Genomic DNA, 16,444 nt, shown 5'->3' on the forward strand with positions numbered 1-16,444 from the left:
CCTGGAGCACCCATGAACTTCTCAAAATTCTTCATCGACCGTCCCATCTTCGCGGGCGTGCTGTCGCTGCTGATCTTCATCGGCGGCCTGCTGTCGATACGTGCGCTGCCGATCTCGGAATACCCCGACGTCGTGCCGCCCTCGGTCGTCGTGCGCGCCCAGTACCCGGGCGCCAACCCCAAGGTCATTGCCGAAACGGTGGCCACGCCGCTGGAAGAAGCCATCAACGGCGTCGAGGACATGCTCTATATGAGCAGCCAGGCGACCACCGACGGCCTGATGACGCTGACCGTCAGCTTCAAGCTGGGCACCGACCCCGACAAGGCCCAGCAGATGGTGCAGAACCGCGTCTCGCAGGCCGAGGCGCGGCTGCCTGAGGAGGTCAAGCGCCTGGGCGTGACGACCGTCAAGAGCAGCCCCGACCTGACCATGGTCGTGCACCTGACGTCGCCCAACGAGCGCTACGACATGACCTACCTGCGCAACTATGCGGTGCTGAACGTGAAGGACCGCCTCGCGCGCATCCCGGGCGTGGGCCAGGTGCAGCTGTTCGGCTCGGGCGACTACTCCATGCGCATCTGGCTGGACCCGCAGAAGGTGGCCGAGCACGGCCTGTCCGCCAGCGACGTGGTGGCCGCCATCCGCGGCCAGAACGTGCAGGCCGCGGCCGGCGTGGTCGGCGCGTCGCCGGGTCTGCAGGGCATTGACCTGCAGCTGTCCGTCAACGCCCAAGGCCGGCTGCAGTCGGTCGAAGAGTTCGGCGACATCATCGTGAAGACCGGCGCCGGTGGCGCCGTCACTCGTCTGCGCGACCTGGGCCGGCTGGAGCTGGGCGCCAGCGAGTACGCGCTGCGTTCGCTGCTGGACAACAAGCCCGCGGTCGCGGTGCCGGTGTTCCAGGCACCGGGCGGCAATGCGCTGGACATCTCGGCCAACGTGCGCGCCACGATGGAAGAGCTGAAGACGGCGATGCCCGAGGGCGTGGAATACACCATCGTCTACGACCCCACGCAGTTCGTCCGCGCGTCCATCGAGTCGGTCATCCACACGCTGCTGGAAGCCGTCGCGCTCGTGGTGCTGGTCGTCATCCTGTTCCTGCAGACCTGGCGCGCGTCCATCATCCCGCTGCTGGCCGTGCCGGTGTCCATCATCGGCACCTTCGCCGTCATGCACGGCTTCGGTTTCTCCATCAACGCGCTGAGCCTGTTCGGCCTGGTGCTGGCCATCGGCATCGTCGTGGACGACGCCATCGTCGTGGTGGAAAACGTGGAGCGCAACATCGCCAACGGGCTGAGTCCGCGCGACGCGACCTACCAGGCCATGCGCGAAGTCTCCGGCCCCATCATTGCGATCGCACTGGTGCTGGTGGCTGTGTTCGTGCCGCTGGCCTTCATCACGGGCCTGACCGGCCAGTTCTACAAGCAGTTCGCGCTGACCATCGCCATCTCGACGGTGATCTCGGCCATCAACTCGCTGACGCTGTCGCCCGCGCTGGCCGCGATGCTGCTGAAGGGTCACGACGCGCCCAAGGATGCGCTGACGCGCGGCATGGACCGCGTGCTGGGCCGCTTCTTCAGTGGCTTCAACAAGCTGTTCGCCAGCGGCTCCGAACGCTACGGCAGTGGCGTGAAGCGGCTGATGTCGCGCAAGGCCGTCATGATGGTGGTCTACCTGGGCCTGGTGGCGGCCACGGCCGGCCTGTTCAAGGCCGTGCCCGGCGGCTTCGTGCCGGGGCAGGACAAGCAGTACCTGATCGGCTTCGCCCAGCTGCCCGACGGCGCCACGCTGGACCGCACCGAAGACGTCATCCGCCGCATGACCGACATCACGCTGAAGACGCCCGGTGTCGAGCACGCGGTGGCTTTCCCCGGCCTGTCCATCAACGGCTTCACGAACAGCTCCAGCTCCGGCATCGTGTTCGCGACGCTGAAGCCCTTCGACGAGCGCAAGAGCAAGGATCTGTCCGCCGGCGCCATCGCGGGCAAGCTGAACGCGCAGTACGGCGCCATCGAGGACGCCTTCATCGTCATGTTCCCGCCGCCGCCCGTGCAGGGCCTGGGCACGACGGGCGGCTTCAAGCTGCAGTTGCAGGACCGCGGCGGCCTGGGCTACGAGGCGCTGGACGCGGCCACCAAGGCCTTCATGGCCAAGGCCATGCAGACGCCCGAGCTGGCCGGCCTGTTCTCCAGCTTCCAGGTCAACGTGCCGCAGCTGTTCGCCGACCTGGACCGCACCCGCGCCCGCCAGCTGGGCGTGGCCGTGACGGACGTGTTCGACACGATGCAGATCTACCTGGGCAGCCTGTACGTCAACGACTTCAACAAGTTCGGCCGCACCTACTCCGTGCGTGTGCAGGCGGACGCCCCCTTCCGCGCCCGTGCCGAGGACATCGGCGCGCTGAAGGTGCGCTCGGCCTCGGGCGAGATGGTGCCGCTGTCCGCGCTGATGAAGGTGCAGCCCAGCTTCGGCCCCGAGCGCGCGCTGCGCTACAACGGCTTCCTGTCCGCCGACATCAACGGCGGCGCCGCGCCCGGCTTCTCGTCGGGCCAGGCCCAGGCCGCCGTGGAGCGCATCGCCGCCGAGACGCTGCCGCCGGGCATCGGCTACGAGTGGACCGACCTGACCTACCAGGAAAAGATCGCCGGCAACTCCGCGATGTGGGTGTTCCCGCTGGCCATCCTGCTGGTCTTCCTGGTGCTGGCCGCGCAGTACGAAAGCCTGACGCTGCCCATCGCCATCCTGCTGATCGTGCCCATGGGCCTGCTGGCCGCGATGGCCGGCGTCTGGCTGGACGGCGGCGACAACAACGTGTTCACGCAGATCGGGCTCATCGTGCTCGTCGGCCTGAGTGCGAAGAACGCCATCCTGATCGTCGAGTTCGCCCGCGAGCTGGAGTTCGCCGGCCGCACGCCGATGCAGGCGGCGCTGGAGGCGGCACGGCTGCGGCTGCGCCCCATCCTGATGACGTCGATGGCCTTCGTGATGGGCGTGCTGCCGCTGGTGCTGAGCACCGGCGCCGGCGCCGAGATGCGCCAGGCCATGGGCGTGGCGGTGTTCGCCGGAATGATCGGCGTGACCCTCTTCGGCCTGTTCCTGACGCCGCTGTTCTACGTCATCGTGCGCCGCCTGACCGGCAACGCACCGCTGCGCCACCACGGTGGCCAGGTGGCTGCGCCCGCCGCGCCCGAAGTTCCCGCGCAGCCCGCTTCGTCGCCCGTGATCGACGCGCTGCCGCAACGAGGAAAGTAATCATGAAAACCCAATTGACTTCGCTTTTTGCCGCGCTGCTGCTGGCCGGCTGCGCCTCGGTCGGCAGCGTCGACCCGTCGCAGCTGCCGCAGGCGCCCACGGCCTACAAGGCTGCATCGGCAAACGACGCCACCGCACTGACCGCTGCGTGGTGGCAGCCCTTTGCCGACTCGGTGCTGGACGACCTCGTCGCCCGCGCAATGACGACCAACACCACGGTGCAGTCCGCCGCCAACCGGCTGGCCCAGGCCCGCGCCGCGCTGGGCTCGGCGCAGTCGTCGCGACTGCCACAACTGGGCGCGTCGGCCGGCGCCAGTCGCGGCGCCCTCCCCGGCGCTTCAGCCACCACCCAGTACAGCGCCGGCCTGAACCTGGCCTACGAGCTGGACCTGGGCGGCCGCCTGCTGCACGAGCGCAATGCTGCCGCGCTCGACGTGCAGGCCCGCGAACAGCTGCTGGCCGACGCCCGCCTGCTGGTGCAGGCCAACGTGGCGCGCGGCTACCTCGCGCTGCGCGCGCTGGACACCGAGCGCGACATCGTGCGCGACACCGTGGCCGCCTACGGCGAGACGCTGTCGCTGACCGAGAAGCGCGCCCGCGCCGGCGACGTGGCCGACCTGGACCTGGCCCGCGTGCGCGCCGAACTGGCCGCCAACGAGGCCGAGGCGCTGGCGCTGGACCGCCGCCGCGTCGAGCTGGAAACGGCACTGGCCGTGTTGCTGGGCGAGCCCGCCTCCAGCTTCAGCCTGAAGCCCTCGCCCTGGACCACCGCGCTGCCCGCCGTTCCCGCCGGTCTGCCCTCCGAGTTGCTGCAGCGCCGCCCCGACCTGGCCGCCGCGCGCAGCCAGCTCGAAGCCGCCCAGGCCCGCGTGGGCGTGGCCCGCGCGGCGTGGTGGCCCAGCCTGTCGCTGACCGCGCAGGGCGGCGGCATCTCCAGCGAGGTGTCCGACCTGCTGAAAAGCGGCGCCAGCACCTGGGGCATCGGCCTGCTGGGTGCACTTCCGATCTTCGACGGCGGCCGTCGCGAGGCCGGTGTCAACGCGGCGAAAGCGCAGCTCGACGGCTCGGCCATCGCCTTCCGCGAGCAGTTCCTGCTGGCGCTGAAGGACGTGGAAGACCAGCTCGGCGCCATCACGCTGCTGCAGGCCCAGGAGCAGGCCAGCGCCCGCGCCGTGTCGGCCGCCGGCCAAGCGCTGAAGTTGTCCGACTCGCGCTACCGCAACGGCTTCGTCAGCCAGCTGGAGCTGCTGGACGCACGCCGCAGCGAACTGGCCAACAAGCGGGCCGCACTGCAGGTGCGCTCGGCGCAGTACCAGGCCACCGTGGGCCTGATCCGCGCGCTGGGTGGTGGTTGGGCGCCTGCGCCAGTCAAGCTGGCTGGCGCTTGAGAACAGCGATGTTCACCATCGCGCGCAGCTCGAAGCCCAGGCTTTCGTAGAGCGCGATCGCGGCGGTGTTCGTCGCCCACGCGTGCAGGAAGGGCTGCAGGCCGCGCCGCTGCAGGTCCGCCGTCACGGCGGCCGACAGCCGGCGCGCCAACCCGCGGCCGCGGAAATCGGGGTGCGTGCAGACGCCGCTGACCTCCACATGGCCCGCGAAGCGCATGCGCTCGCCGGCCATGGCAGCCAGCCGGCCATCGATGCGCACGCCGATGAACCGCCCCATCGTGTGCGTGCGCGGCAGGAAGGGCCCCGGCTCGGTCAGCGTCGCCAGCGCCAGCATCTCGGCCGCGTCGGCGTCGTCCAGCACCTGCACGCCGTCGTCGATCTCCAGCGAGCGCGTGGCCACCATCTGCACGCCTTGCGCCGCCTTCGCGATCTCCAGCCCCGGCGGCACGACGATGGCCGGCACCTGGGCCAGATAGACCGCGTCGTCGCCCGGCCCGACCAACTCGGTCAGCGCCGCGAGGCTGGCGTCGCTGTCGTCGCAGGCCGAGGCGAAGCGGTTGATGTCGGGCTTGAAGCGGCGCGCCCGCTCGTCGCCGAGGCCCCAATGGCGCTGCTCGCGCAGGCTGGCCCACACGGGCCGGTCCAGGTCGCTCATGACGGCACCCGCTCGACCAACGGCGTCCGCACCAACTCATCCTCCAATGCCGCGAGCTGCGACAGCAGATCGCCGCGCAGCCCCTTGCAGGCCTGGGCCACGGCCGCCTCAATGGCGGGCCAGGCCTCGCGCTGCGAGCGCTGTACCAGGCCACGGCCCTTGCGGCTCAAGGCCACGCGGCGCACGCGGCGGTCCTGCTCGGAAGTCTCGGACTCGACGAAACCGTCGTCCTCCAACCCGCGCAGCGAGCGCGTGACCACCGGCTGGCTGACGCCGATGGCCTGACTCAGCTCGCCCACGCTCAGCGGCCCCAGCCGGTCCAGCGCCGCCAGCAACGGGAAGTAGGCGGCCGGCAGCTCGAAGCCATGGGCCGCCAGCACGGCTTGCGTCTGCGCCTGCAGCGTCTCGCCGATCCGCTTCAGTCGCGTGCCCAGGCTCAGGTGGCCCAACTCCTTGACGACGTCTTCGATGTCCATTTGCATATCATGCTATGCAAATGGATCCGGCGTCAACGCTAGATGCCCAGCAGCGACTTCGCGCGCAGCAGCAGCCGGCGCCTATCGTCCAGGCCGTTGAAGCCGCCGTTGATGCGCTTGGTCAGCGTGTTCAGGTCGTCGGCATCGGCCAGCGCGTTGAGCTTGCGCTTGCCCCAGAACCAGCCCGCCACGTCCACGCACAGCGCCGGGTCGGTCTCCACCAGCTGCGGCTGCTTCAGCAGCGCGGCCTCGCGGCCGATGTCGCGGCCGTACTCGGCGTAGTTGGCGCGGCCGGTCAGCTGGATCAGCCCGCGCCCCTTGAAGCGCTGGCCGTCGCCGGGCTGCGTGTTGCCCAGGCCCTGCCGGCCCTCGTAGGCCTGGCCGCTGGCGATCTCGGCCCGGAAGCGGAACTCGCCGGACTCGTGGCCGATCTGCGCGAGGAAATGCGCCTGGCGCAGCGGCGTGTGGATGGCGCGCGCCGCCAGCACCTCGCGCAGCCGCGGCGCGAACTCGGTGATGTCGGCATCGGCGGCGCGCAGGCACAGCAAGGCCAGACAGCGCGGCGCCAGCAGCTCCGGCAGCGACTCGCACAGGCTGCGCAGCGTCGTGCCACCCGGGTCAACGCGGCCATCCACCGCGGCCGGGCCCAGCGCGGCGTGCTGGAAGGCCATCACGGCGTCCGCCGTCTTGCGGCCGAAGGCGCCGTCGGGCTTCAGCGGCCCTTCGGGCAGCACCACGCGGCGCGCCTCGCCACACAGGTTCAGCAGCAACTGCACGGTCTGCACGTCATCGCGTGCATTGGCGCAACGCACGCCGACGGCGGCAGCCACCAGGCCGGCCCCGCGCGGCGCCGCACCCACGGGACGTGCCATTGCCGCGGTCACGGGTCTCGCGCTCGCCGGCCGGGGGGCGGCCCTCAGCATCTCGAAGGTGACCGCGCCATCGACGCTGCCCCAGCGGTGGCGCGGGTCCGACGCCTCCCAGCTGTCGCCCAGCGGCCGCAAGGCCTTCAGGCCACTGACGGGACGCAACCGCCCATCCGCTGCGCTGCGGAAGAACTGCAGGTCTATCGCCAGGCCCGGCTTGCGCCGGCGCGGCGCATCGGACAGCGCCGCCGACAGGCCCAACTCCTCGGCCTGGCGCACCAGGTCACCGACCTGCTGCAGGAACTCGGACCGCTCGCGCGGCGTGACGGCGTTCGAAGAAGTCAGCATGGCCCGCTCCCGGCGGTTGGGAATCGGGCCAGCTTACGGGCGCTGCGGCAGTGGCCGCAACCGTCGAAATGACTACGGCAGCGTCTTGCAGTTGGGCTTGCAGACCACCTCGTTGCGACCGAGCAACCGGATGGACTGCAGGCTGGCCGGCGCGCGGTGCTTGCCGCATTTGAAGCAGGAGCGGGTGTGTCCACTGCCGAGGAAGGGCGAACCGCCCACTTTCGACTGGTAGCGCAGGCCATCTTGGCGAACCGCGGTCACGGTGTCTTTGCTCATGCTTCGTACAGGTCAGGACGAAAGAGGGATTGACGCACACGAAACATGACAGCGCCATCTCGCTGACCCCAGGGTCGGGCCCGAACGGCGCCAAACCGCGGGCTTCCCCTACCCCCATCCGCGGGGTCGGGCGGCAGGGACAATGCGGGCTCCGACCCGACAAGCCCATGGCCAAGCTCTTTTTCCGTTATGCCGCGATGAACGCGGGCAAATCCACCGCCCTGCTGCAGGTGGCGCACAACTACGAGGAGCGCGGCCATCGCGTGCGCATCTTCACCGCGCGGCTGGACGACCGCTACGGCCGCGGCTTCGTCACTTCGCGGCTGGGTCCGCAGCGCGAGGTGGAGCAGTTCGACGCCGACACCGACTTCATCGCGCTGATGGGCCAGGGCGACAACGGCCCGGGCATTGCCTGCATCCTGGTGGACGAGGCGCAGTTCCTGTCCAAGCGCCAGGTGCAGCAGCTGCACGAACTGGCCCACCTGCGCAACCTGCCCGCCATCTGCTACGGGCTGCGCACGGACTTCCAGGGCGAACTGTTCCCCGGCTCGGCCACGCTGCTGGCGCTGGCCGACGAGATGGACGAGATGAAGACCATCTGCGACTGCGGCCGCAAGGCGACGATGAACATGCGCGTGGACGCGAACAACCGCAAGGTCACCGAGGGCGCCCAGGTCGAGATCGGTGGCAACGCGCGCTATCGCTCCGTCTGCGGCCGCTGTTTCCGCCAGGGCTGACGCGCCGGGCGCAAACGACACCGCCCCGGGGGACGGGGCGGTGAGTGATTCAGGCCCTGTCCCGACGGTCAGTCGGCAGGGCGGTGGCCTTACTTGGCGGCGATCTGTGCGTCCAGCTCTTTGCAGGAGGGCGAGCACACCGGCTGGGACTTGCCCAGCAGCTTCTTCGACTTGAGCATCGCGCGTGGGCGATGCTTGCCGCAGAGGAAGCACGACATCGTCGCGGCCCCGAAGGAGGAAGTGGCTGCGAAGGGCGAGCCGGGAGCTTTGGAGCGGTAGCGCAGACCATCCGCTTCGATGGTGGTCTTGGTGGTTTCTTTGGCCACGCTGGTCCTGTCGAAGAGTTGTAAATAGGGTGGCGCCGGGCAGGCGCGCGGGCCCTGTATTTTCCACCATGTCGCAAAACCCCGGCCTAGGGCTTTCAACACCCCTTGAATTGGGCCGGCCTTTTGCCCGCCCAGGCGGCCTGCCCCTCGGCCAGATCGGCCGAATCACGTGCTCTGACAATGTCTTGCGCCAGGCGCTGTTCGTCGAGCCGGCCAGCGGCGATGGCGTTCAGATGCTGCTTCATCGGCAGCAACGCCAGCGGCGCCATGGCCAGCAGTTGCTCCGTCAGCGCGGACAGTGCCGCGTCCAGCGTGGCCGTGTCCACCAGCAATTGGTCCAGGTAGCCGCAGTCCAGCAGCGCGGCCGCGTCCAGCGTGCGGCCGGCCAGCAGCACCTGCTTGGCGGTGGCCAGCCCCAGGCGGTTGACGAAGCGCTGCAGGCCGCCGGCGTAGAAATGCAGGCCGATGCGCGCCGCCGGCACGAACATCTCGACGGCCGGCGCGCCCAGCCGGAAGTCGCAGGCCAGCGCCAGGTCGGCCGCGCCGCCATAGACGCCGCCATGCAAGCGCGCGATGGTGATGGGCCGCGCTGCCTCCAGCGCATCGGCCAGTTCGCCGAAGCGGGTGCCGGCATCGACGGCCCCCAGCGCGCCCAGGTCGAATCCGCTGCAGAAATGCCGCCCCTCGCCCGCCAGCACCAGCACGCGCACGGCGGTGTCGGCGTTCACGTCGGCGATGAAGCGGCGCAGCGTGTCCAGGTCCTCGACGGCCAGCCGGTTGGCCTGGCGCGGCCGGCGCAGCGTGATGCGCGCCACGCCGTCGGCCACTTCCAGCAGCGGTGTCTGGCCGCTCACCGCGCCGCCCCCCGCGCCCGCCGCAGCGCGAGGCGACCATGGCGGGCATAGCCGTCGTTGATGCGGGCGAAGGCGGCGCGGCGCTCCGCCTCGGCCAGCTCACGCAGCGCCTGCACCTGGGCGGCCCGCAGGCTGGCGTCGTGGTGCAGCACCAGTTCGGCCAGCAGCGCCCAGTCGGCGTCCAGCTGCGCGGGCCACAGGACCGCATCGGGCGGTAGCTCCGCCAGCACCTGGTGCAGCGCGCCAAACAAGGTTTCGGCCCCCACCAGCATGGCCAGGTCGGGCCAGCGGCTCAGCAGCGGCGTGTCCACGCGCTGCGGCGGCCACAGCGCGCACAACCACTGCGGCGCATGGTTCTCGACGACTACGGGCCGGCCCGGGGGCTGCACGAGTTCGGCGCTGGCGCCGCGCACGCGCCGCGCCAGCGCGATCCAGGCCAGAGGCTGCCACTTGGGCAGCACGCGGCGATCCGTGGGCGTGCGCATGAAGCGCAGGTCCAGCAACGGCGCCTCGGTGCGGGTCGGACGCGCCGCCCGGGCCTGGCGGGGTTCGACGTCCTGCACATCGTCGACGTCGAAGCCGCGCGCCTTCATGCGGGCCTTCTTGGCGGCGTCCAGGCTGCCGCTGCCGGCCTTCAGCAGCGCGCTCAGCTCCAGGTCCTCCAGCGGCGCGGGCGCGGGGGCGCTCCAGCCGTCCAGGACGTGGGTGGGGTCGAAGTCGTCGGGCGAGGCCATGGCTGCGGACTCGCATTGTCCAGGCCCCGCGTATCGGGCCAGGTCACCGCGGCCCCCTAGCAGAGATGCCGACAAACCCGGCCCCGCCGCCCGGTCCGGCCTGACGGGCTAAGCTCGCGCACCCGCCGCCGTCATCAACGAGTCATGATTTCTATCCGCCGCCGTCTGCTGGGCCTGGCCATCGCCGCCGCCGCGTTGTCCGCCTGCAGCACGACGCCACCGCCGCCGGCCGCCGCGCAGCGCCCCAAACTGCTGGTCATGGTGGTCATCGACGGCCTGCCCATGCGCCAGGTCACCGGCTACCGCGACCAGCTGGCGCCCGACGGCTTCGCCCGCTTCCTGGACCGCGGCCGCTGGTTTGCCAACGCCCACTACGGCCACGGCCACACGGTCACGGCGGCCGGCCATGCGGTCATGCTGAGCGGCGCCTATCCGCAGCGCACCGGCATCATCAGCAACGAATGGCGCGACCCGGCCACCGGCGACCCCGTCTACAACACCGGCGACGCCGCCTACCAGTACCTGGACAACCCGACCGCGCCGCTGTCCGGCACCAGCCCGCGCAACCTGAAGGTGGAGACGCTGGGCGACGTGCTGCGCGCGCGCTCGCCGCAGTCCAAGGTCATCGGCATCTCGGGCAAGGACCGCGGCGCCATCCTGCCGGCCGGGCACAAGGGCACGGCCTATATGTACATGACCGAGACGGGCAAGTTCACGTCCAGCACCTACTACATGCCGGCGCTGCCGCAATGGGTGACCGCCTTCAACGCCGCCAAGCCTGCCGACGCGTTCTTCCAGAAGACTTGGGCGCCCCTCCTCCCTGAGGCCGCCTACGCCCGCTCCGTGCCGGACGGCCAGGCCTGGCAGGTCGCCAGCGGCAACGGCAACCGCCTGCCCGCCGTCATGGGCGACAAGATGGACGCGCCTGGCGCGCGCTTCTACGGCAACCTGCTGGCCTCGCCGTTCGGCGACGAGCTGACGCTGGCCTTCGCGCGCGCGGCCGTCACGAACGAGAAGCTGGGCCAGCGCGGTGTGCAGGACCTGCTGTCGGTCAGCCTGTCCAGCCACGACTACATCAACCACGCCTTCGGCCCCGAGTCGCGGCTGTCGCACGACCACACGTTGCACCTGGACCGCCACCTGCAAGCCTTCTTCCAGTTCCTGGACAAGACCGTCGGCGCCGGCAACTACGTGCTGGCACTGACGGCCGACCACGGCTTCACGGACACGCCCGAATGGGCCGCGTCGCAGGGCCGCGACGCCGGCCGCTTCAGCAGCGCGCCGGCGCTGGCTGCCGTCAACGGCGCGCTGTCAGCACGCTTCGGCGTGGACAAGCTCGCACGCGGCTTCTCGGCCGCCGGCCTGCTGCTGAACGACAAGCTGGCCGCCGAGCGCGGCCTGGACTTCGCCGCCGTGCAGGCGGCGGCCCGCGACGAGCTGCTGAAGCTCCCGGGCGTGTCCGCCGTGTTCACGCGCGAACAGCTGCTGGGCAGCGACAAGAGCACGCTGTACCTGGAGGCCATGCGCAAGTCCTTCGACCCGACGCGCGCCGCACAGCTGCAGATCGTGCTGAAGCCGCACTGGATCTTCAGCTACCGCCCCGGCGGCAGCACGCACGGCAGCCCCTACGAGTACGACACGCACGTGCCACTTCTGTTCTGGGGCCCCGGCTACGTCGGCCAGGGCGAGATGCAGGCGCGTGCCGAAGTGGCCGACCTGGCGCCCACGCTGGCCGCGGTGGCCGGCCTGCCGGCACCCGCCCAGGCGCAGGGCCGTGACCTGGCGCTCAAGCCCTGAGCAGGAGCTCGGTCGCCGACTCGCCCCACTGCGCTTCGGTCAGCGTCAGCCCGCCGAGGCGCTCGACCAGCGCCGCCGCCTGCGCCGGTGCGGTGGACGGCAGCATCAGCAAAAGCCGGCCGTCGTCCAGCCGGGCGCAGCCGTCCTCGCCGCGGATGCGGGCCAGCAAGGCCTGCGGGTCAACGCCGGGTGCGGTCGTCGCGACGCACAGCGGCCAGGCGCGCGAATCGCTCAGCAACGACTGCAGCAGCTCCAGCCCGGGCTGCGGCCCCAGCAACTGGCCGGCCGGAACCCGCGTGCCACGCAGCGCGCTGACATCCACGCCGGTACAGGTGCAGCCGCCATCGGCCGTCGGCTGCTCCACCCACCAGTAGCGCCGCCCGTCGCGCCAGGCCTGCTCGTAGCCGGCGCGCGTGGCACTGCGCCGCTCGCCGGACGCCTCCGCCGGCCCGACGCCGGCCGCCCGGGCAGCCTCCGCCATCTCGCCCCGCGTGGGCGTGTCCTGCGGCGCCAGCGCCCAGGCGGCACGGAACGCCGCATTGGCCAGCCGCAGCCGACCATCGGCGTCGAACAAGGCCAGCAGCACCGGCCCGTCGGCCAGCGATTGCCACCAGAGGTCGCTAGGGTTCACCCAGCCATTGGAACTCAGCGGCGCATGATCTCGCCCGACCCGCTGACGCTTTGGCGCAACTGTGGCCGGCCGGAATAACTCAGGTCGCCAGAACCGCTGAGGCGCACGTCCAGCTGCTCGGTGACGCCCAGCGACACATCGCCCGACCCGCTCAGCACCGCCTTGGCGGCCTTGCCGGACAGCGCGCGTGCATCCACGTCGCCGGAGCCGCTGACGTTCCAGCTCTGCTGATCCGCCCGGCCGGCCAGGCGCATGTCGCCCGAACCGCTGACGTTGACGTTCAAGTCCTTCAGCTCGACCAGGCCGAAGTGCACGTCGCCGGAGCCGATCACGCCGACCTGCAGCGCGTCGCCCTTGAACTGCTCGACCGTCAGATCGCCCGAGCCGTTGACCAGCACCGCCTGCAGCGCCCGCGCGTCCACCCGGACCACCGGTGCCGAGCGCGTGATGAAGCCGGCGTCGCGCTTCAGCCGCACGACCAAGCTGTCGCCCTCCACCACCGTCTCGACGAAGGGCTCCACGTTGTCGTCCGCAGTGACGACGGCCTGATCACTGCCCGCCTGGGCCAGCCTGACGTCGAAGGAGCCCTCCAGCCGCAGCTTGCTGAACGCCGGCAACGCGCGGGCCTTCTCGACGCGGACGCCCGACCCCTTGATGCGGTTCTTGCCGCTGCCGTATTCCATGGGGCCGCTGAGGCTGGCCGTCCAACCATCGGCCTCCTTCTTGATGCGCAGCCGCCAGTCGACGTCGGCGGCCAGCGCGGTGCCGGCGGCGAATCCGGCGATCAGGGTCAGGATGGCAAGGCGCTTCATGGCGGCTCCGATGCGTTGATGGCGCGGCAGTGTGGCCAGGCCCGCACGCCGCGTCCCGCCAGACGCGACGGACTGCAGTCCGGCGGTCATCGGCCGTAGGATGGCCCGACCAACAGGAGACCGCCATGAAGTGGGAAGGCCAGCGCGAGAGCGAGAACGTCGAGGACGCCCGAGGCGGCGGCGGTGGCGGCCGGGGCGGCCTGCCCATAGGCGGGCGCGGCCTGGGGCTGGGCGGCATCGTCATCGCGCTGCTGGCCTCCTGGGTGCTGGGCGTCAACCCGCTGACGGTGCTGGGGCTGCTGCAGGGCGGCGGTTCTCCCGTCGAGCAGCAGGCGCCGGCCGGCGATTCGCATGCGCAGGACCCCGGCTACCGTTTCGTCAAGGTGGTGCTGGCGGACACCGAGGACGTCTGGGGGGCCTACTTCCAGCGCTCCGGCCAGCAGTACTCGATGCCGCGGCTGAGGGTCTTCCGCGGCAGCGAGCCCACCGCCTGCGGCCGCGGCGAATCGGCCATGGGGCCTTTCTACTGCCCGGCCGACCGCAAGGTCTACATCGACCTGGGCTTCTTCGACACGCTGCGTGAACGGCTGGGCGCGCCCGGCGATTTCGCGCAGGCCTATGTGATCGCCCACGAGGTGGGCCACCACCTGCAGAACCTGATGGGCACCACCGAGACGCTGGAGCGCGCCCGCGGCCGCGTCTCCGAACGCGAATACAACGCGCTGAGCGTCAAGCTGGAGCTGCAGGCCGACTGCTTCGCGGGCGTCTGGGCGCACCTGTCGCAGCGCGGCAAGGGCTGGCTGGAGCAGGGTGACATCGAGGAGGCGCTGAACGCCGCCGCCCAGATCGGCGACGACACGCTGCAAAAGCGCTCCCGCGGCGCCGTCGTGCCGGAAAGCTTCACCCACGGCAGCAGCGCGCAGCGGGTGCGGTGGTTCAAGCGGGGGCTGGAGAGCGGCGACCTGAAGGCCTGTGACAGCTTCGGCGCCGCGCAGCTGTGAGACAGAGCGGCCCCGATTCCTCAAACGAACCAATCAGCAGCGATCAGCCTTGCTCGGCTTCGGCCGTCGCGCTTCGCCTTTTCATCCAGGCCTTGCGTGCGAGGTGGCGGGCCAGCAGACCCAGCGGCATGCGCAGCGAATGGGAGCGCACGTAGATCAGCTGCCGAGCAATGGCTGCACGCAGGCTGGCTCTGCCTGCGAAGGGCTCCAGCAAAGCCGTTTCGTAGCTGCCCAGCCAGCGGGTCCAAGGCTTGGCGCCGAACGACGATTCGAGTTCCGCCGCCAGTGTCTGCGGCATGGGCGTTCCGAAAAGGCGCTCCAGAAGTCTCAGCCCAAGGGCGACAGGCGCCGCCAGGTCGTTTCCCGTGGCGACCGACTGCAAACGAGCCCAGAAGCCCGGCTCGGCCGCGAAGCGCCGCAACATCAGGTCGGCATCATGCAGGTCGCGTAGTCCGTTGTTCAATTCGCCGTCGTGCAGGAGATGCGTGAGGCAATGCACCAGCAGGTCCTCAGGACAGGGGACGCGCAGCGCAGGCAGGCCAGCCAGTGGCTGGGAGCGCGCGATGATGGTTGCCGGGTTGGGTGCGTTGCGTGACGTCAACGGCAAGATGTTGTGATGGACGTCGAGCACCGTGCCGCGACGCACATGGCTCATGGGCGGCAGTTCGTGCATCCATTCGCGGTAGTAGCGCTGATCGTAGGCGTCGCTCTTGGCACTGGCCCAGCCATGCAGCATCAACCGGCTTTCCACATCACCCAGCGCTGCTCGTGGCACCAGGATGTCGACGTCACCGAAGAGCCGTCCACGCCCGATTTCCGGATAAGCCATCACGTAGGCGCTGCCCTTGAGCAGCACGACTGGGATGTCCAGCGCGCTCAGCGCCGCCTGCAGCTGATGGGCTTCCCAACGGATCGATAGGTGTTGTCGCTCGCCCAATTGTTGAACACCTTGCAGGTGTAGCTGCGCGGGAGCGCAGGCATGGACGCCGGCGGACGCCAGCCGCTCCGCCAACGCGCCGAGCAGGTTGGCGTCGCGCGCCGTGGCCACCAGCTCCGACCATCGCGCAATCGAGAGCGCCTGCGCATGTTCCGGCTCGCGGAGCACACGCAGCAGCAAAATGCGCGATTTCCTTGCATAGCTCATGAGACGCAGATCCGACGGACCCCTTCAAGACCGCCGGCCGTGGATCCATAGACCAGCTCATGGCAAGTGACATGGTCGAACATGGCACACAAGGCCTCGAAGCCAGCCTTCCCCATGCGATCACCGTTGAAAGACTGCTCGGAGAGCAAGGTGAACGCCTCCACGCGGCTCAGGCGTTCGACGTGCAGCTCAGCTCCCGCCTCGAACCGGGGAAAGACGATCCACGCCGCCCGCGCACGCTCGCCAGCGCTGGCCATGGATGCCGGTGGGCAAGCCGCGTGGGTGATGGTCCCCTTGCGCGTGTCACGGTAAATCGGTCCGAGGCGAGCCCCCGCAAAACCCGCCACCACGTCGATGGAGGCATTCTTCAGGCTGATCGGCCGGGGGTGCGGAATCAACATGCCGTCAACCGGATCCAGTACGGTGAGCTCATCCGAGAGCAGCCGCCAGCCTTCGATGAAGGCCAACGAAGCGCAAAGCGTGCTCTTACCGGCACCAGGAAACCCGGGCATGATGAGTGCGGCACCGCCCCGGGCCAGCACAGCCCCATGCAGCACGAGCCAGCCCATGGGCCGCTGCGCGACGCACCAGTTCATGCCCCACTCGAACATCGGCGCCGCCTGGGCAGCGGGCAGCGGGAAAAACGGCTCGGTCCCGTCCAGCAGAAAACGCACTTGCGGCCGCCAGAACCTGCGCAGGCCACGACCCGGCGCGATCTCTACATTGAAGTCCACGAAGGCGGATCGCCCCGACTCCAGCGTCGCCTGCGGATAGAAGGTTTCCACGTGCCGCCGCACCGCCACCAGTGGCGAGCGGAGCCGGACGTTGAAGGGCGGAATGTGCAGGGTGGCGTCGAACACCGTCACTCAGGAGGCGGATGCCAGTGCCCGTTCTACCAACCCAGCTTCAAGCAGCCGCGCTAGCGCAGATTCAATGTCATCCGCGTCCGCAGGACTGCATCTAGCTTCCAATTGCACCGTTGATTGAACGCCTTCGTCCAGCAAGCTTTGCACGACGTGGCGCCCTAGCGAATCCAGCACCCAATAGTCGCCGGAGCAGGCATCAAAGGTCAGGCGCTCGTCGGATTCCAACCATTCCGGCCCGAACTGAAGCAGACGCCCAGAACTGATGGCCCAGCCTGCCGATTCGG

16 protein-coding genes are annotated in these 16,444 nt (G+C 70.0%); 5 read left to right on the forward strand and 11 right to left on the reverse strand.

Annotation, left to right across the window (positions count from 1 at the left end):
* Positions 1-12: 12 nt before the first annotated feature.
* Both J2X21_RS11790 and J2X21_RS11795 read left to right on the forward strand, forming a co-directional pair.
* A complete protein-coding gene (locus J2X21_RS11790) occupies positions 13-3,249 on the forward strand; it encodes an efflux RND transporter permease subunit (protein WP_310328693.1) in 3,237 nt (1,078 codons plus the stop codon).
* Between the two features lie 2 nt (positions 3,250-3,251).
* Positions 3,252-4,637 carry an efflux transporter outer membrane subunit gene (locus tag J2X21_RS11795; RefSeq protein ID WP_310328694.1) on the forward strand — a complete coding sequence of 462 codons (1,386 nt, stop codon included), beginning with the start codon at positions 3,252-3,254 and terminating at the stop codon, positions 4,635-4,637.
* Here J2X21_RS11795 and J2X21_RS11800 read toward each other — a convergent pair.
* The 4 genes from J2X21_RS11800 to J2X21_RS11815 form a co-directional block, all read right to left on the reverse strand.
* Complete coding sequence (locus J2X21_RS11800; RefSeq protein ID WP_310328696.1) at positions 4,618-5,292, reverse strand: GNAT family N-acetyltransferase; 675 nt, start codon at positions 5,290-5,292, stop codon at positions 4,618-4,620. The two genes, J2X21_RS11795 and J2X21_RS11800, sit on opposite strands and share 20 nt — an antisense overlap.
* Positions 5,289-5,768 carry a MarR family winged helix-turn-helix transcriptional regulator gene (locus J2X21_RS11805; protein ID WP_310328697.1) on the reverse strand — a complete coding sequence of 160 codons (480 nt, stop codon included), beginning with the start codon at positions 5,766-5,768 and terminating at the stop codon, positions 5,289-5,291. Before J2X21_RS11805 ends, J2X21_RS11800 begins: the two co-directional genes overlap by 4 nt.
* 38 nt (positions 5,769-5,806) lie before the next feature.
* Positions 5,807-6,982, reverse strand: a complete 1,176-nt coding sequence (locus tag J2X21_RS11810; protein WP_310328698.1) for a glycoside hydrolase family 19 protein — start codon at positions 6,980-6,982, stop codon at positions 5,807-5,809.
* A gap of 72 nt (positions 6,983-7,054) precedes the next feature.
* Positions 7,055-7,258, reverse strand: coding sequence for a hypothetical protein (locus J2X21_RS11815; protein WP_056875494.1), 204 nt, complete (start codon positions 7,256-7,258; stop codon positions 7,055-7,057).
* Positions 7,259-7,425: 167 nt separating this feature from the next.
* Between J2X21_RS11815 and J2X21_RS11820 the strand changes: the two genes are divergently transcribed.
* The gene (locus tag J2X21_RS11820; protein ID WP_310328699.1) at positions 7,426-7,995 is read left to right on the forward strand and encodes a thymidine kinase; all 570 of its coding nucleotides are present in this window, start codon (positions 7,426-7,428) and stop codon (positions 7,993-7,995) included.
* 89 nt (positions 7,996-8,084) lie between these two features.
* Here J2X21_RS11820 and J2X21_RS11825 read toward each other — a convergent pair whose 3' ends face one another.
* From J2X21_RS11825 to J2X21_RS11835, 3 genes are all read right to left on the reverse strand, one after another.
* Entirely contained in the window at positions 8,085-8,321 is a 237-nt protein-coding gene (locus J2X21_RS11825; protein ID WP_056266878.1) for a hypothetical protein, read from the reverse strand.
* A gap of 95 nt (positions 8,322-8,416) precedes the next feature.
* Positions 8,417-9,175 (reverse strand): enoyl-CoA hydratase/isomerase family protein, encoded by a 759-nt coding sequence (locus J2X21_RS11830; RefSeq protein WP_310328701.1) that lies wholly within the window; start codon positions 9,173-9,175, stop codon positions 8,417-8,419.
* Entirely contained in the window at positions 9,172-9,909 is a 738-nt protein-coding gene (locus tag J2X21_RS11835) for a hypothetical protein (RefSeq protein WP_310328702.1), read from the reverse strand. The genes J2X21_RS11830 and J2X21_RS11835 overlap by 4 nt, the downstream gene beginning before the upstream one ends.
* A 144-nt stretch (positions 9,910-10,053) precedes the next feature.
* Between J2X21_RS11835 and J2X21_RS11840 the strand changes: the two genes are divergently transcribed.
* Positions 10,054-11,706 carry an alkaline phosphatase family protein gene (locus J2X21_RS11840; RefSeq protein WP_310328704.1) on the forward strand — a complete coding sequence of 551 codons (1,653 nt, stop codon included), beginning with the start codon at positions 10,054-10,056 and terminating at the stop codon, positions 11,704-11,706.
* On the opposite strand, the gene J2X21_RS11845 is transcribed toward J2X21_RS11840, so the two are convergent.
* Both J2X21_RS11845 and J2X21_RS11850 read right to left on the reverse strand, forming a co-directional pair.
* Positions 11,696-12,337 (reverse strand): hypothetical protein, encoded by a 642-nt coding sequence (locus J2X21_RS11845; RefSeq protein ID WP_310328705.1) that lies wholly within the window; start codon positions 12,335-12,337, stop codon positions 11,696-11,698. The genes J2X21_RS11840 and J2X21_RS11845 overlap by 11 nt on opposite strands.
* Before the next feature lie 14 nt (positions 12,338-12,351).
* Positions 12,352-13,149, reverse strand: coding sequence for a head GIN domain-containing protein (locus tag J2X21_RS11850; protein ID WP_310328706.1), 798 nt, complete (start codon positions 13,147-13,149; stop codon positions 12,352-12,354).
* Between the two features lie 125 nt (positions 13,150-13,274).
* On the opposite strand from J2X21_RS11850, the gene ypfJ reads away from it, so the two are divergent.
* Positions 13,275-14,150: a KPN_02809 family neutral zinc metallopeptidase gene (gene ypfJ / locus J2X21_RS11855; protein ID WP_310328708.1), complete on the forward strand. Its 876-nt coding sequence runs from the start codon at positions 13,275-13,277 to the stop codon at positions 14,148-14,150.
* A 43-nt stretch (positions 14,151-14,193) separates the two neighbouring features.
* Here ypfJ and J2X21_RS11860 read toward each other — a convergent pair whose 3' ends face one another.
* Together J2X21_RS11860 and J2X21_RS11865 are read right to left on the reverse strand one after the other, a co-directional pair.
* The gene (locus tag J2X21_RS11860; protein WP_310328709.1) at positions 14,194-15,294 is read right to left on the reverse strand and encodes a nucleotidyltransferase domain-containing protein; all 1,101 of its coding nucleotides are present in this window, start codon (positions 15,292-15,294) and stop codon (positions 14,194-14,196) included.
* Positions 15,291-16,154: an HprK-related kinase A gene (locus J2X21_RS11865; protein WP_310328711.1), complete on the reverse strand. Its 864-nt coding sequence runs from the start codon at positions 16,152-16,154 to the stop codon at positions 15,291-15,293. The genes J2X21_RS11860 and J2X21_RS11865 overlap by 4 nt, the downstream gene beginning before the upstream one ends.
* Between the last annotated feature and the right edge of the window lie 290 nt (positions 16,155-16,444).

Source organism: Roseateles asaccharophilus (assembly GCF_031458115.1).
GTDB classification, from domain to species: Bacteria; Pseudomonadota; Gammaproteobacteria; order Burkholderiales; family Burkholderiaceae_C; genus Pelomonas; species Pelomonas asaccharophilus_A.

What these genes read in the sequence shown, in the direction of transcription:
- J2X21_RS11790 (WP_310328693.1), top strand. Translation starts at nt 13, where the DNA reads ATGAACTTCTCAAAATTCTTCATCGACCGTCCCATCTTCGCGGGCGTG.
- J2X21_RS11795 (WP_310328694.1), top strand. Translation starts at nt 3,252, where the DNA reads ATGAAAACCCAATTGACTTCGCTTTTTGCCGCGCTGCTGCTGGCCGGC.
- J2X21_RS11800 (WP_310328696.1), bottom strand. Translation starts at nt 5,292, where the DNA reads ATGAGCGACCTGGACCGGCCCGTGTGGGCCAGCCTGCGCGAGCAGCGC.
- J2X21_RS11805 (WP_310328697.1), bottom strand. Translation starts at nt 5,768, where the DNA reads ATGGACATCGAAGACGTCGTCAAGGAGTTGGGCCACCTGAGCCTGGGC.
- J2X21_RS11810 (WP_310328698.1), bottom strand. Translation starts at nt 6,982, where the DNA reads ATGCTGACTTCTTCGAACGCCGTCACGCCGCGCGAGCGGTCCGAGTTC.
- J2X21_RS11815 (WP_056875494.1), bottom strand. Translation starts at nt 7,258, where the DNA reads ATGAGCAAAGACACCGTGACCGCGGTTCGCCAAGATGGCCTGCGCTAC.
- J2X21_RS11820 (WP_310328699.1), top strand. Translation starts at nt 7,426, where the DNA reads ATGGCCAAGCTCTTTTTCCGTTATGCCGCGATGAACGCGGGCAAATCC.
- J2X21_RS11835 (WP_310328702.1), bottom strand. Translation starts at nt 9,909, where the DNA reads ATGGCCTCGCCCGACGACTTCGACCCCACCCACGTCCTGGACGGCTGG.
- J2X21_RS11840 (WP_310328704.1), top strand. Translation starts at nt 10,054, where the DNA reads ATGATTTCTATCCGCCGCCGTCTGCTGGGCCTGGCCATCGCCGCCGCC.
- J2X21_RS11850 (WP_310328706.1), bottom strand. Translation starts at nt 13,149, where the DNA reads ATGAAGCGCCTTGCCATCCTGACCCTGATCGCCGGATTCGCCGCCGGC.
- ypfJ (WP_310328708.1), top strand. Translation starts at nt 13,275, where the DNA reads ATGAAGTGGGAAGGCCAGCGCGAGAGCGAGAACGTCGAGGACGCCCGA.
- J2X21_RS11860 (WP_310328709.1), bottom strand. Translation starts at nt 15,294, where the DNA reads ATGAGCTATGCAAGGAAATCGCGCATTTTGCTGCTGCGTGTGCTCCGC.